The organism is Cryobacterium sp. SO2 (assembly GCF_026151165.2).
Lineage (GTDB): Bacteria > Actinomycetota > Actinomycetes > Actinomycetales > Microbacteriaceae > Cryobacterium.
The window spans coordinates 293,949-307,145 of sequence record NZ_CP117849.1 but is presented as its reverse complement, the minus strand read 5'-3'; the positions used below and the strand labels follow the sequence as shown (position 1 = coordinate 307,145).

General features: G+C 66.8%; 10 protein-coding genes and 2 tRNA genes. 2 read left to right on the top strand and 10 right to left on the bottom strand.

Going from position 1 to position 13,197, the window contains the following annotated elements:
* Positions 1–7 precede the first annotated feature (7 nt).
* From BJQ94_RS01465 to BJQ94_RS01425, 9 genes are all read right to left on the bottom strand, one after another.
* Entirely contained in the window at positions 8–1,093 is a 1,086-nt protein-coding gene (locus tag BJQ94_RS01465) for a hypothetical protein (RefSeq protein ID WP_265400576.1), read from the bottom strand.
* A gap of 202 nt (positions 1,094–1,295) precedes the next feature.
* Positions 1,296–2,054 (bottom strand): hypothetical protein, encoded by a 759-nt coding sequence (locus BJQ94_RS01460; protein WP_265400575.1) that lies wholly within the window; start codon positions 2,052–2,054, stop codon positions 1,296–1,298.
* The gene (locus tag BJQ94_RS01455; RefSeq protein WP_265400574.1) at positions 2,051–2,659 is read right to left on the bottom strand and encodes a hypothetical protein; all 609 of its coding nucleotides are present in this window, start codon (positions 2,657–2,659) and stop codon (positions 2,051–2,053) included. Before BJQ94_RS01455 ends, BJQ94_RS01460 begins: the two co-directional genes overlap by 4 nt.
* Positions 2,660–2,870: 211 nt before the next feature.
* A tRNA-Met gene (locus BJQ94_RS01450) sits at positions 2,871–2,944 on the bottom strand.
* 30 nt (positions 2,945–2,974) lie between these two features.
* A tRNA-Thr gene (locus BJQ94_RS01445) sits at positions 2,975–3,046 on the bottom strand.
* Between the two features lie 53 nt (positions 3,047–3,099).
* Complete coding sequence (locus tag BJQ94_RS01440; RefSeq protein WP_265400573.1) at positions 3,100–5,025, bottom strand: glycoside hydrolase family 13 protein; 1,926 nt, start codon at positions 5,023–5,025, stop codon at positions 3,100–3,102.
* Positions 5,026–5,033: 8 nt separating this feature from the next.
* Positions 5,034–5,948, bottom strand: a complete 915-nt coding sequence (locus BJQ94_RS01435) for a sugar ABC transporter permease (protein WP_265400572.1) — start codon at positions 5,946–5,948, stop codon at positions 5,034–5,036.
* Position 5,949: 1 nt separating this feature from the next.
* Entirely contained in the window at positions 5,950–7,575 is a 1,626-nt protein-coding gene (locus tag BJQ94_RS01430; RefSeq protein WP_265400571.1) for an ABC transporter permease subunit, read from the bottom strand.
* Positions 7,576–7,701: 126 nt separating this feature from the next.
* Positions 7,702–8,934, bottom strand: a complete 1,233-nt coding sequence (locus BJQ94_RS01425) for a maltose ABC transporter substrate-binding protein (protein ID WP_265400570.1) — start codon at positions 8,932–8,934, stop codon at positions 7,702–7,704.
* A 172-nt stretch (positions 8,935–9,106) separates the two neighbouring features.
* Between BJQ94_RS01425 and BJQ94_RS01420 the strand changes: the two genes are divergently transcribed.
* Positions 9,107–10,774, top strand: a complete 1,668-nt coding sequence (locus BJQ94_RS01420) for a glycoside hydrolase family 13 protein (RefSeq protein WP_265400569.1) — start codon at positions 9,107–9,109, stop codon at positions 10,772–10,774.
* A 208-nt stretch (positions 10,775–10,982) separates the two neighbouring features.
* Positions 10,983–11,681 (top strand): GTP pyrophosphokinase family protein, encoded by a 699-nt coding sequence (locus tag BJQ94_RS01415; RefSeq protein WP_265400727.1) that lies wholly within the window; start codon positions 10,983–10,985, stop codon positions 11,679–11,681.
* A gap of 84 nt (positions 11,682–11,765) precedes the next feature.
* On the opposite strand, the gene BJQ94_RS01410 is transcribed toward BJQ94_RS01415, so the two are convergent.
* Positions 11,766–12,974 carry a peptidoglycan DD-metalloendopeptidase family protein gene (locus BJQ94_RS01410; RefSeq protein ID WP_265400568.1) on the bottom strand — a complete coding sequence of 403 codons (1,209 nt, stop codon included), beginning with the start codon at positions 12,972–12,974 and terminating at the stop codon, positions 11,766–11,768.
* Positions 12,975–13,197: the final 223 nt, after the last annotated feature.

Sequence of the window (13,197 nt, the reverse complement as noted above, 5' to 3'; positions counted from 1 at the left end):
GGATCAGTCAGCGGATCTTTGTGAAGCGGGAGCAGGCGCTCAGGATCTTATTGGCATCCCGAGTTGCGGCTCGATTGAATCCGCGTGGGCCGAGCATCGTGAACGGTAGGTCTATGGGGCGCCCATCGACACTCTGGAAGAAGTGGAGGGCCTGAACCGTGACACTGAAGTCTTGTGCGAACTCAACGGAAAGACGGCCGGGATGCACATACTCGATGTCCTTCCAAGGCAATACAAAGCGGGGCACCTCAGATCGTTTGCGACCCCACAATTCGATTCCTTGCGTTCCGAGTGTGACGGCGAAGTATTGAGGCAGTCGTGGTCGGTCGGCACGAATGTTCCTCAGCGCGTCGAGGAGTTGCGGGGTGCGCTGCGTCAGGAAGACACAGGCGTCTGGTCGAACCCTCCTGGCTGCCCGCAATTTGGCGCGGTGAGACACGGCGGCACCCCCGAGGGTGAGGGCCACGAGAATTCCGCACCCTCCGAGCACGATGCGGCCGAGCTGCGGGAACGACAGATCATCGGCGCTCTGGCCGTGTGAGCTCCCGTTCACCAGGCTGAGGGCGACGGCGATCATCCCAATCCCAATGGTCACGAGGCCCCAGATGGCTACGGTCTTCAGCGGGGACGGAGGATCATCGACGAACCGCACGACACTGTCGGGCTGTGGCGCGTAGGTAGACGGTCCGGAGGTCGTTCCCCCAGCGGCAGCATCGTGCTTGGGCTTCCGGAAGATGACCGAGCCGGCTCTGCGTAGGACGACGCCGGTGATCGGGTCGAGTTGATTGAGATCAAGACGACCGTTCGTCAGCGTTGTGTAGCCAGCGGCCGCCTCGAGGTTTCCGCGGCGACCACGGACGATAGTGAGGCCGATGAGGACCAGAACGGGAAGTCCGAACCCCGCCGCAACCGCGACGAGGCCCTGCGTGCTCACCCCGGATTGATTCTGAAGAGCTTTCGTGACGACGAAGATCATCACACCGGACATGATGCTCAGCACGCCCACCACCACCCGCGTGATGCGTGACCATCGATGCTCCGAGACACCCGGGACGAGTTCGCACCTGTCCAGGTCATCGGGAACGTCGATCATGCAGTGAGCCTATCCATCGAGCGGTGCGAGCGGTCGGACCACGAGGTCAAGCGAGAACAATGAGTGGGGCCTCTCGTGGCCAGCACCTCCAAGGCGGTGATGAACCAGCACCAGCCGGTTCAAAACTCTGGCAGGTCGAGCATCGTTGCGCCAGCTCGAAGACGTTGCCCGTTCCAGCGAGTATCCAGCGCCACGCATCGGACTACGTGCCAAGCAACTCAGCCAATTCATCAAGCGTCTCTCGTGCAAGCGACTGGACCACGGCATCGTGGTTCGCCCAAGGCGCTGTCTGCTCGGTCAGCACTTTCACGAGCGCGCGTAGCCGCCCCCGACTCTGTTGGCTCAGCCCGAGCAGCGCTTCGCTGGCATCGTCCATGCAGGCCAGGAGCACCACGGCGTCTTCAGCGTGGCGGCCTCGATGTCGGGAGTCCGCTAGATAGGCGGCTCCTTTGAGCACCAGCGCGCCGCGAACGGTGGGGACGACGAGCCGGACGGTGTCCACCGCCGTCAGCACGTCTATGTTGATCGTCTGCTGGAGCGCCCTGGTCCCCCCGGGGATTCCGAAGAGTGGCCGGCCGTCGTATCGAGGGTGCTTGATGATGATCTGCCGGTCGGCGCACATGAGGTCCACCCGATCCTGGCCGCGATCGAAGCGATATGCGTGTTTGGTGGATCTATCCAGAACGTAGCCGGCCCCCTGTAGGAGCGCGGCGGCCTGGGGAAATGTGGTCGCCTCAGTTTCGAGGTGGAGAGCAGCGTCCACGTCTACTGTCGTGCGTGGGGCGGGGAGCTCAGCCAACTCGGCATGCAACTTCACCATGAGGCCGCCGACCAGAGTCCAGGAGCTGTGCGGCAGCAGTCGCGCGAGCTCGAACGCTGAGGGCCATGGGGGTTCTTCCCATGTGCTGGAGCGAGCATAGAGGTTGACCAGCGGACGGCCGACCATCGGCAGTTCGCTCATAGCGCTTGTTGCGCGAATGCGAGCCAGTGGGACGCGGCCGAGCTTTCGCGCGAGTCGCCATACGCATACAACGCCAGGGCCTCAAGAGCTTTTCGGTGCATCTCTTCGCCTTCAACGACTGCGATGTCGCCTGCATCATCGAGGCCCAGACGGGCCTTTCTGGCCGCGCGATTGGCGTCTTGTGCGACGAGCACACCTAATCCGCCGCCTCCAGAGAGGCCAAGCTCGCTGGCTAGCCCGGCTAGGAAACGGCTCTTGGCCTCGTCGCTTGCGGCTCGTCTCAGAGACACCCGCCCTCGCAGGATCTGACCCGCCAGCGCGCCCACGTCGGACGTTCGGATGCGCTGCTTGAGGCGGCTTCGTTCAGTGCTGCTCAGCTCGGTGGTTGTACCAGTCGCGAGAAGGTCAAGCGCAGCCTTTTGCACCGTGTCAGTCCAGTTGCGGCCTCGGTGCGCTGTGCGTTCGAGAGCCTGCACCTGACGCTGGGAAAAAGCGTGGGATGCGCCGTACTTGGTGGCAACGATGCGTCCATTGGCCGCGGATCGCCTTACCTGGCGCGCGCTGATTCCCAGTTCGCTGGCGGCTTGAGAGGTGGACATGTGCATACAGAAAGAGTCCCATGTAGGACTATATATGTCAATGGTCAGTGCATGAGTCTCGGGAAAAGGGATGCCATGCCTGCCGAAACGGTTGAGACCTTGTGGGCTTACCCGAATTCCAGGCCTAGACCGGGATCCAGAGCGGCGCGGCGCAATGCAACGCCAAAGAGAAAGGCCCCGTGATCGGAAGAAATCCAGATCAAAGGGCCTTTGTGTGTAGCGGGAGCGGGAATTGAACCCGCGACACCACGATTATGAGCCGTGTGCTCTAACCAACTGAGCTACCCCGCCGCGACTTTCAGAGCCTAGCTCTCAAGCCTGAGCCCCCTGTGGGAATCGGACCCACTACCTCTTCCTTACCAAGGAAGTGCTCTACCAATGAGCTAAGGGGGCAAAACTTCATAGTTCTGAAGCTAAACCGTGCTTTTGGCAACCGGTAAACATTATCACCTCGCGAGACCCCTCGGCGACACGAGGTGGGCATCCGGCGGAATTGTGACGCCGGGCAGCACCCAGGCGGTGAAGGATGCGCCGGTGGCGACGAGGCGGAGGCCGGCGTCGGACACCGTGGCGACGGCCGTTCCGACCTCGGGCGGCACTGCACCGGCACCGCCGCCGACGGGCAGCACCCAGCCGGGCAGGGTCACGTCGGCGGCGGCGCGGGCCGCCAGCAGCAGCACCGTCTCCTGCTCGCTCTCGCGCACGTACACGAGAGCGTCGTCGCCCACGTGGAACCAGCGCAGACCACCGGTGCTCAGCGCCTCGTGGCTGCGACGGAGGCCGATCAGCTCCGCGTACAGGTCGATGGTCGCGGCGACGGCCGGCTCGGCCGCACTCCCCCACGGCATCGGGGTACGGGAGTGCTCGCCGTCGACGCCGACCAGGCCGAACTCGTCGCCGGCGAAGACCACCGGGATGCCCGGCAGGGTCACCGACAGGCCCACGGCCACGGGCACCGCCTCGGCGTCGGCGTGGGTGCGGAACCTGGCCGTGTCGTGGGTGTCGAGAGCGTTCATGGTGGCCAGCCGGGTGCGCCAGGGGAAGCCTGCGGCGAAGCGGGTGTGCGCCCGGTGGAACTGCTCGCCGGTGTGCGCCGGAATGCTGCCCAGCGGCAGCCCGAAGAACGACGACACCGGGTCGGGCCGGGCCAGCCACGACCAGAGCGGCCGGGTGAAGTTGGCATAGGTCATCGCGCCGTGCCAGGCGTCGCCCTGAAAGTCCCCGGAGGCGTCGTTGGTGAATTCGCCGAGCAGGATGGTGTCGGGATTCACGTCGATCATGGTGCGGCGGATGGTCTGGCGCACCTCCGCGTTGAGGTCGTCGTCGCCGAGCCGGCCGGTCATGTTCGCCACGTCGATGCGCCAGCCGTCCAGATTGAACGGCGGCTTCAGCCAACGGGCCGCCACCGAGTCCGGGCCGTCGATGAACCGGCGGCGGAGCTCCGGGGAGGTCCAGTTGAACTTGGGCAGTGCGGGCACGCCCAGCCAGGACATGTAGTCGTGCTGCTCGGGGTCGAGCCAGTAGTAGAAGGAGCTCTCCGGGGCATCCGGGGTGTGGTGCGCGGCCTGGAACCACTCGTGGCCGTCGCCGGAGTGGTTGGCGGTGAGGTCGCCGATCACCTGGAGCCCGCGGGCGTGGGCGGCCTCGACGAGGCGGATGAGCGCGGGGTCGCCGCCGAGTAGCGGGTCGACCTCGGCGAAACCGGACGCGTCATACCGATGGTTGGAGCGGCCGGGGAACACCGGGGTGAGGTAGAGCAGGGTGACGCCGAGCCGCTCGAGGTGGTCGAGGTGCTCGGTGATGCCGTCGAGGTCCCCGCCGTAGAACTGGTGCGAGCGGCCCGGCGGGAGCTGGTCCACGGCGTCGTCCCACTCCGCGGGCATCGCCCAGTCCGGCGCCTGGCGCTGGCCGGCGGCGGCGGAGCGGGCGAACCGGTCGGGGAAGACCTGGTACATCACGCTCGTCGCAGCCCAGTCCGGTGGTGCCGGGTGGGCGACGAGCTTGAAGTCCTCGGCGTCGAGGGTCTCGATGTCGTGCAGCCCGCTGGCGTTCAGCCAGCAGTGGCTGCCGTCGGCCAGGCTGAGCAGAAACCTATAGCCGTGCACCGGGTTCTCCACCACGAGGTCGGCGGCCCACCAGGCGTATCCGTCATCGCCCGCGCCGGTCGACCCGATCGGTCGCGCCTCGTCGAACCGCGGCTCCCGGTCGGGGTTGGAGCGGGTGCGCACCATCGTGACGTCACCGAAGGTCAGCGGGATGCGCAGCCGCACGGTGACGGTGTCGCCGAGCATGGGCGCCTGGGTGGAGACGTAGAGCGGCGAGCCGTCATGGTGCGGGAGCAGGTAGTGCGGGAGCAAGTGGGCCGGGCGCATTGGGTAAATTACTTGACCGATCCGGCCGTCAGGCCACCGACGATGTACTTCTGCAGCCAAAGGAACAGCGCCATCACGGGCAGGGCGGCGAGCACCGCGCCGGCCGCGAAGACCGAGTAGTTGCTGGAGAACTCCTGCGAGACGAACTGGTACAGGCCCACCGCGAGGGTCTGCTTCTCCGGAGTGATCAGCACGATGCTCGCGATCACGAACTCGTTGGTGGTGCCCACGAACGACAGCAGCCCGACCACGGCGAGGATGGGCGCGACCAGCCGCAGGATGATCGTGAAGAAGATCCGGGCGTGGCCGGCGCCGTCGAGCTTGGCGGCCTCGTCGATGGAAGCCGGGATCGTGTTGAAGAAGCCGTACATCAGGTAGGTGTTCACGCCGAGGGCGCCGCCGAGGTAGACCATGATCAGGCCGATCTGGGTGTCCAGGCCGATGGCCGGGAAGATGTCGGAGATGCCGTTGAGCAGCAGGAAGATCGCCACGACGGCGAGCAGCTGCGGGAACATCTGCACGAGCACGAGCATCAGCAGGCCGGCGCGACGGCCGACGAAACGCATCCGGGAGAAGGAGTACGCGGCCAGCGCGCCGAGGAACACCGTGCCGGCCGAGGTGATGCCGCCGATCAGCAGGGTGTTGCCGTACCAGGCCGCGTACGGCTGCTGCGGCAGGTTGAACAGGGTGACGTAACTGCCCAGGTCCACCTCGCTGAACAGGCCGTTGGCGGTGATCAGGGTGCCGCCGGGGTGCAGCGACGCCGAGAGCACGTACAGCAGGGGGAAGGCGGAGAAGACCACCATGACGGCGCCGACCAGATGGCGCCAGCCGGTGGCGCGGAACCAGCGGCCGACGTTGAACGGGTGCTTGGCGGGGATGTAGTCCGTGCCGGTGGGGGCTGCGATAGTCGTGGTCGCCATCTCAGTTCAACTCCTCTAGTGCCTTGGTCTGTCTGAAGCTGATGATCGACACGAGCGCGACGAGCACGAAGATGAGGATCGAGAAGGCGCTGGCCAGCCCGTAGTCGCGGTTGGCGCCGACGAAGGCCACCTTGTAGACCATCGAGATGAGGATGTCGGTGGCGCCGACGTTCACCCCGGCCGTGACGTCTCTGGGCCCGCCGTTGGTGAGCATGTAGATGAGATTGAAGTTGTTGAAATTGAACGCGAACGACGCGATCAGAAGCGGCGAGACCGACACCAGCAGCAAGGGCAGCTTGATCAGCCGGAAGACCTGCCAGGGCCGAGCGCCGTCCACGGTGGCCGCCTCCTGCAACTCGCCGGGGATCGACTGCAGCGCGCCGGTGCAGACCAGGAACATATAGGGGAAGCCCAGCCAGAGGTTGACGAAGATGATGCTGAACTTGGCCAGCCACTCGTTGGTGAGCCAGGGGATCTCCGCCCCGCCGAACAAGACCTGGTTGATGAAGCCGAACTGCGGGTTGAGCATGCCGGCCCAGACCAGGGCGGAGAGGAACGCGGGGAACGCGTACGGCAGGATCATGACGACCCGATAGACGTTGCGTCCGCGCATCCGCAGGTCGTTGAAGACAATGGCCAGGAACAGGCCGAGCGCGAAGGTGGTGGCCACCGAGAGGAACGCAAACGCGAAGGTCCACAGGGTCACGCTGATCAGCGGGCCGCGGATGGAGTCGGTGCCGAAGGCCTTGGCGAAGTTGGCCAGTCCCACCTCCACCTTCCAGCCGGGCTGCAGGTCGGCGCCGTCCTCGGCGACGAAGGAGCCCTGGGAGGGGTCCTCGGTGTAGACCACGCCGGTGCCGGCGTCGGTCATGGTGCCGGCCGCTTCGTCGTAGACCAGGTCGGAGAGGTAGAGGTAGGCGGCGGAGCCGTCCGGGGTGCGGAGGCTGCCGTCGTTGGGGTCGTCCGAGACGGGCACCGCGAGGGCCGCGATGGCCTCCTGGTTGGCCACGATGTCGGCGAAGTTGAGCGTGGTGTAGCCAGGCAGGCTGATGGCCTGGCCGGAGGCATCCGTCTCGGCGTCCGTGACCGGCTTCAGCGGCGCATCCGGGTTGCCGACGCTGATCTCGCCGTCGGGGTCGGTGACCAGGAAGCTGTAGGCGCCGGCCTGTTCGAGCACGGTGACGGCGTAGCTGGGCGAGTCGGGCACCCGCTCCTGGGAGGAGAGGATCAGGGAGTTGACCGCGTCATCCTTGGTGCTGTTGTGGCCGGTGCCGTAGTTGGTGAAGGCGATGTAGCCGGAGTAGCCGACGACGAAGATCTGGAAGATCAGCAGGAAGATCAGGCCGGGCGTGAGGTATTTGGCCGGCAGACCCTTGGCGCGGAAGTAGATCACATTGACGATGATCGTGACCAGCAGCACGAGGCCGAAGACCAGCCAGTCCTGCTTGATGAAGAGCACGAAGAGCGCATAGACGCTGATCGCGTCCACGATGCCGAGCAGCAGCACCTTGAGCAACAGCACCTTGATGCCGGCGGATGCGGCCTCCGCGATGCGGCTCGCCTGCCGCTGCTTCTTGGCTGCGACGATCTGGGCCCGATCGCGCTCGGGTGCGGAGGTAGTCATCATTGTCTGCTCTCTGCCGGCATCGGTGCCGGCGTGCCCGAAGGCCGGGTGCTGCGGATGGTGCGGTGCGCCCGGCCCCGGTGAGGCCGGGCGCACCCGGTGGTGCTTGGTGGTGCTTGGTGGTGCTGATTACTGGATGGCGGCCGCGATGTCCGCGGTCATCTTCTGCCAGAGCTCAACCGGGTCGCCCTGGTTGCTGATGATCGCGGCCTCGGTGACGCCCCAGAACTGCCAGACCTTGCCCATCTGCGGGATGTTGGGCATCGGCACGGCGGTGGCGCCGACGGCGCCGAAACCGGCGGTGATCGGGTCGGAGCTGGCGGCCTCGAAGGCGGCGGTCAGTGCCGGCGGGCGGCCACCCACGTCGTAGAGTGCGGTCTGCACCTCTTCGCTGCCGATGTAGTTCACCAGGAACTCGTTCGCGGCGATGGCGTTCTTGGTCTTGGCGCTCACCATGAAGCCCTGCACGCCCACGAACGGCTGGGCGACCTGGCCCCCGGCGGACGGGATCGGGTCGACGGAGACGTCGATGCCGGCAGCCTGGGCGTCCGGCACGTTCCACGGTCCGGTGAGCAGGAACGGGGAAGCTCCCGCGTAGAACTTCTCCTTGGCGATGTCGCCGGTGAGGTTCACGCTCATCCGGCCCGCCGCGCCCTCTGCGGCCAGCCAGGTGGCGAAGGCTTCGCCCCCGGCATTGCCCACGGTGAGGTCGTCGGGGTTGTAGCTGCCGTCGGCGTTGGTGCCGAACACCGGGGCGCCGAACGAGGTCTGGAACGGGTACAGGTGGTACGGGTCGGCCTCGGGGCCGATCTGCACGAGGTAGGGGAATTCGGTGCCGGCGGCGACGCCCGCGGCGGTCATGTCGTCGAAGGTGGCCGGGGCCTCGGCAGCCAGCGCGGTGTTGCGCAGCAGTGCGATGTTCTCGATCGAGTACGGCACGCCGTAGGTCTTGCCCTCGTAACTCATGGCGGTGACGGCGACCTGCTGGTAGTCGGCCGCGGTGTCGCCGAGCTCGACGGGCTGCACCACGCCGTTGCTCACGAAGTTACCGAGCCAGTCGTGCGCGGCGATGGTGATGTCCGGGCCCTTCCCGGTGGGGACCTGGGCGATGAACTCCTCCTGGATCTTGGCGAAGTCCTTCTGCACGAGCTTGACCTTGACCCCGGACTCCTTGGTGAAGGCCGCTGCGGCGTCCTTCAGCACGGCGGCGCGGTCGGCGTCCACCCAGACGGTCAACGTGCTCGAATCGGCATCGGACGTGGTGCCGCTCGAGCTCGAACCCGCCGAGCATCCGGCTAGGGCCAGGGACGCGGCGACAGCTATCGCGCCGGCGGCGAGCAGGCCATTCTTCTTCACCATCATTGGTGTGCCTTTCATAATCAACATTGACATTTGTGCAAGCGGTTACATGTATACCTGCCAATTCTTCGAATGGCAACCCAGTGTGTGGTTATCTACAGCTCACGAGCGCGTTTGAAACAGCCGATTAGTGGAAGCGCTTGCACATAGGCCGGAATGCCGTAGTGTGTGCGTCATGACAGGCACAGAGTGGTGGCGTACCGCCGTTATCTATCAGATCTACCCACGGTCGTTCGCTGACGCCAACGGCGACGGCATGGGCGACCTCGCGGGCATCCAGTCGCGCCTGCCGCAGCTGGCCGAACTGGGCGTCGACGCCATCTGGTTGTCGCCGTTCTACACGTCGCCGCAGCGGGATGCCGGCTACGACGTCTCCGACTACTGCGACGTCGATCCGCTCTTCGGCAGCCTCGCCGACTACGACAGCATGCAGGCAGCCGCGCACGCGCTCGGCATCCGGGTGATCGTCGACATCGTGCCCAATCACTCCTCCAGCGACCACCCGTGGTTCCAGGCCGCTCTGGCCGCCGGCCCCGGCAGCGAGGAGCGCGGGCACTACATCTTCCGCGACGGTCGCGGCGAAAACGGCGAACTGCCGCCGAACAACTGGGAGTCCGTGTTCGGTGGAAACGCCTGGACTCGCACGACCGACCCAGACGGCACCCCCGGCCAGTGGTACCTGCACCTCTTCGACACCACCCAGCCCGACTTCGACTGGGACAACGAGTGGGTGCGCACGCAGTTCCGCGCCGTCCTCCGGTTCTGGCTCGACCGCGGCGTCGACGGCTTCCGGGTGGATGTCGCGCACGGCATGATCAAGGCCAAGGGTCTGCCCGACTACACCCCGCCCGTCGACGGCGGCAGCATGGGCGGCGCAACGTCGCTCGAGCCCGGCGTCGTCGCCGAGCCCGTCGCCGGCGCCCCGTACTGGGCCCAGGACGGCGTGCACGACATCTACCGCGACTGGCGCCTCGTGCTCGACGAGTACGACGGCGACCGCATCCTCGCCGCCGAGGCCTGGGTCGACCCGCTCAACCGAGTGGCCCAGTGGGTGCGCCCGGACGAGATGCACCAGGCGTTCAACTTCGCCTACCTGGAGACCCCGTGGCAGGCCGCTCCGCTCCGCCGCGTCATCGACGACTCCCTCGCCGCGTTCAGCGCCGTCGGCGCCCCGAGCACCTGGGTGCTCTCCAACCACGATGTCGTGCGACACGCCTCCAGGCTGGCCCTCACGGCGGACAACCTGCAGGGTCACGGCATCGGCCCGAACACCGTCGGGCTGCCCGATACCGCGGTGGGCCTGCGCCGCGCCCGCGCCGCCTCGGCGCTGATGCTCTCGCTGCCCGGTTCCAGCTACATCTACCAGGGTGAGGAGCTCGGCCTGCCCGAGGTCATCCACCTGCCGGACTCCTCCCGCGAGGACCCCACCTGGTTCCGCACCAACGGAGAACGCTACGGCCGCGACGGCTGCCGGGTGCCGATCCCGTGGGAGTCGGCATCGCCGTCGTACGGCTTCGGCCCGAGCTCGAACAGCTGGCTGCCCCAGCCCGCCGAATGGGCCACTCTGGCCCGCGACGCGCAGCAGGGCGTCGACGGCTCCACGCTCGACCTGTACACGCGGGCGCTCGCCCTGCGCCGCGAGCGGGGCCTCGGCCTCGGTTCGGTGGAATGGCTCGCCTCCCCCGGGCCCGACGTGCTCGTATTCCGAAACGGGAATGTCATTGTCGTGGCGAACACGGGCCAGACGCCCGTCGAGCTTCCGGCCGGCGAGGTGCTCGTGGCCAGCGAGGTCCTGGTCGACCGCACCCTGCCCGGCGACACCACCGCCTGGCTGCAGGGCTGATCCACAGAACGCCGACGCGTACCGTTCACCGGGTCTGCCACCCCCTCTCCCAGCCCGCTCCCAGCGAGTCCGGATGCGGGGGGTGGCAGACTCAAGGTGGCCGTCGCCGTTCGCGGGGCCACCGCCGATAAGGGAGCACTCGTTGACCGACCAGGATGTCGAATGGCCGAACGACCTCCAGGCCATCCGCACCGAGCTCACGCGCTTCATGATGTCGTACAAGTTCGCGACCGACGAGATGATGACCAAGGTCAACATCCTCAAGGAAGAGTTCAGCGCGATCCACGACTACAGCCCGATCGAGCATGTCAGCCACCGGCTGAAGTCGCCGGAGGGGATCCTCAAGAAGGCGAACCGCAAGGGCTACCCGCTCGACCTCGAGGGCATCCGGGAGAACATCCAGGACATCGCCGGCATCCGCATCACCTGCAGCTTCATCTCGGACACCTACCGGGTGCTCGAGATGCTCACCAGCCAGCAGGACATCACGGTGCTGCAGGTCAAGGACTACATCAAGGATCCCAAGCCGAACGGCTACAAGAGCCTGCACCTGATCGTCGCGATCCCGGTGTTCATGTCCGACCGGGTGCAGCCCGTGACCGTCGAGGTGCAGATCCGCACCGTGGCGATGGACTTCTGGGCCAGCCTCGAGCACAAGATCTTCTACAAGTACGACGGAGCCGTGCCCAGCGCCCTGGTCGGTGAGCTCAAGCAGGCCGCCGACGTGGCCAACCGGCTGGACATCGACATGGAGCGCCTGCACGACCAGGTGCTGTCACTGGGCACCGCTGAGGATGCGCTGGCGACCCGGGGGTCGCCGCCGTCGGCGCCGCATGCGGCCGACGGTCTGGTGCCGTTCCCGCTCCCCCGCAGCATCCTCGAGGCGTTCCTGGCCAAGGCCGTCTGACCCGGACGTCGCGAAAGCGGGCATCCGGTCACCTCGGTGCCCGCGAAGCATCCCTATGACCGCTTTCGCGTCTTGCTGCGGGCGCTAGTTGGTGTTGGCGTAGAGCCAGACCAGCGGGTCGACCTTGGTGCCCTTGATGCCGCCGATGCGGATCTCGAAGTGCAGGTGCGGGCCCGTCGACATGCCCGTCGTTCCGACCTGGCCGATGACCTGGCCGACCTTGACGACGTCGCCGGTCTTCAGCAGCATCGAGCCGTGGATCATGTGGGCGTAGACGCTGGAGACCAGTTCGCCGTCGATCATGTGATCGATGACCATGTGCACGCCCAGGCTGCCTTCGCCGTCTTCGGTGAAGCTCACCACGCCGTCGGCGATCGCTTGGATCGGAGCGCCGACGCCGGGGTTGAAGTCCTGGCCGCCGTGGTTCACCGAGCAGCCGGCGCAGTTGCGGTAGCCGAACTGGTCGCCGATGTGCACGCCGACCGCGAACGGCCACTGGATGGTGCCGTTCGGGTTGTTGGTGAAGGAGTCTTCCAAGCGGATGCCGCTGGCGGCGGCGACCTCGGCGATGGACTTGGCCTGGTAGCTGTCCTGCTCCACCGTGATGGTGTCGGTGCCGTTGGCGAGGTCGATCGTCTGCGCCGGCTCGCTGCTGGCCGGCTTCTGCGCCTCGAGCGCCGCGGCGCGCACGTCACTGGACGACAGCAGCGCGTCGGCGGGAAGGGAGGTCGCGACGGCCATCAGGGCCACAATCGACATCGCGACGATGGAGCCGCCCTTGGTGGCGAGCAGGCGCATGCGGTGGTGGCCGGAGCGCACGGAGACCGGAGCCCGGTTCGCGGTGCCGGTGCGGGCACGGGTGCGCGGCACGTAGGCCGGCAGCACGCGCTCAGGTTCGGCCGGCGTTGTGCGGGGCGCTGCGGCCTCGACGGGAGCCAGAGGGGCAGGCGCCTCGGTGCTGGCCTGTTCGGCGCGCAGCTGCGCGCGCAGAGCCGCGCGGGAGGGCAGGACGATGGTGGTCGTGGTGGTGTTCGGCGACACATCGCTGGTGAGCTGCTCGTAAGCCGGCTCGGCCGGCAGGGCGAGGTCCGGCGCCTTGATGACAACGGGTTCGAGGTGCGGCTCGGCCAGCTCGGCGCCGACCAGCACCTGAGCCTCGGCGCTGAGCTCCGCGGCGGGGAACTCGAAGGCGTCGTCGGTGTGGGCTCCGTGGTGAGCGGCAGCGGGGCTCGGCTCGGCAGCGGGCGTCGCGGCTCGGCGTTCCAGATCGCGCAGTTCGCGGCGCGTGAGCACGCGTGCAGGCGTGCTGCCGGCCACTGCCAGGTCGCTTTGTGTGGGGTCACTCGGGTCGGGTGCGGAGGCATCCGACTGCGGGGAGTGAGGTGACAAAGTAACGGTACTTTCGGCGCGATTGACGGGGCGAGATGCTCGTCATTCAGGCCAGGCCAAAGTAACGAATAGATAAAGGCTAGCGGGCGAGCCGCGAAATCTCCATCCGGCGATGCCGGATCGCCCC

What these genes read in the sequence shown, in the direction of transcription:
- BJQ94_RS01455 (WP_265400574.1), bottom strand. Translation starts at nt 2,659, where the DNA reads ATGCACATGTCCACCTCTCAAGCCGCCAGCGAACTGGGAATCAGCGCG.
- BJQ94_RS01430 (WP_265400571.1), bottom strand. Translation starts at nt 7,575, where the DNA reads ATGATGACTACCTCCGCACCCGAGCGCGATCGGGCCCAGATCGTCGCA.
- BJQ94_RS01440 (WP_265400573.1), bottom strand. Translation starts at nt 5,025, where the DNA reads ATGCGCCCGGCCCACTTGCTCCCGCACTACCTGCTCCCGCACCATGAC.
- BJQ94_RS01465 (WP_265400576.1), bottom strand. Translation starts at nt 1,093, where the DNA reads ATGATCGACGTTCCCGATGACCTGGACAGGTGCGAACTCGTCCCGGGT.
- BJQ94_RS01415 (WP_265400727.1), top strand. Translation starts at nt 10,983, where the DNA reads ATGATGTCGTACAAGTTCGCGACCGACGAGATGATGACCAAGGTCAAC.
- BJQ94_RS01420 (WP_265400569.1), top strand. Translation starts at nt 9,107, where the DNA reads ATGACAGGCACAGAGTGGTGGCGTACCGCCGTTATCTATCAGATCTAC.
- BJQ94_RS01425 (WP_265400570.1), bottom strand. Translation starts at nt 8,934, where the DNA reads ATGATGGTGAAGAAGAATGGCCTGCTCGCCGCCGGCGCGATAGCTGTC.
- BJQ94_RS01460 (WP_265400575.1), bottom strand. Translation starts at nt 2,054, where the DNA reads ATGAGCGAACTGCCGATGGTCGGCCGTCCGCTGGTCAACCTCTATGCT.
- BJQ94_RS01435 (WP_265400572.1), bottom strand. Translation starts at nt 5,948, where the DNA reads ATGGCGACCACGACTATCGCAGCCCCCACCGGCACGGACTACATCCCC.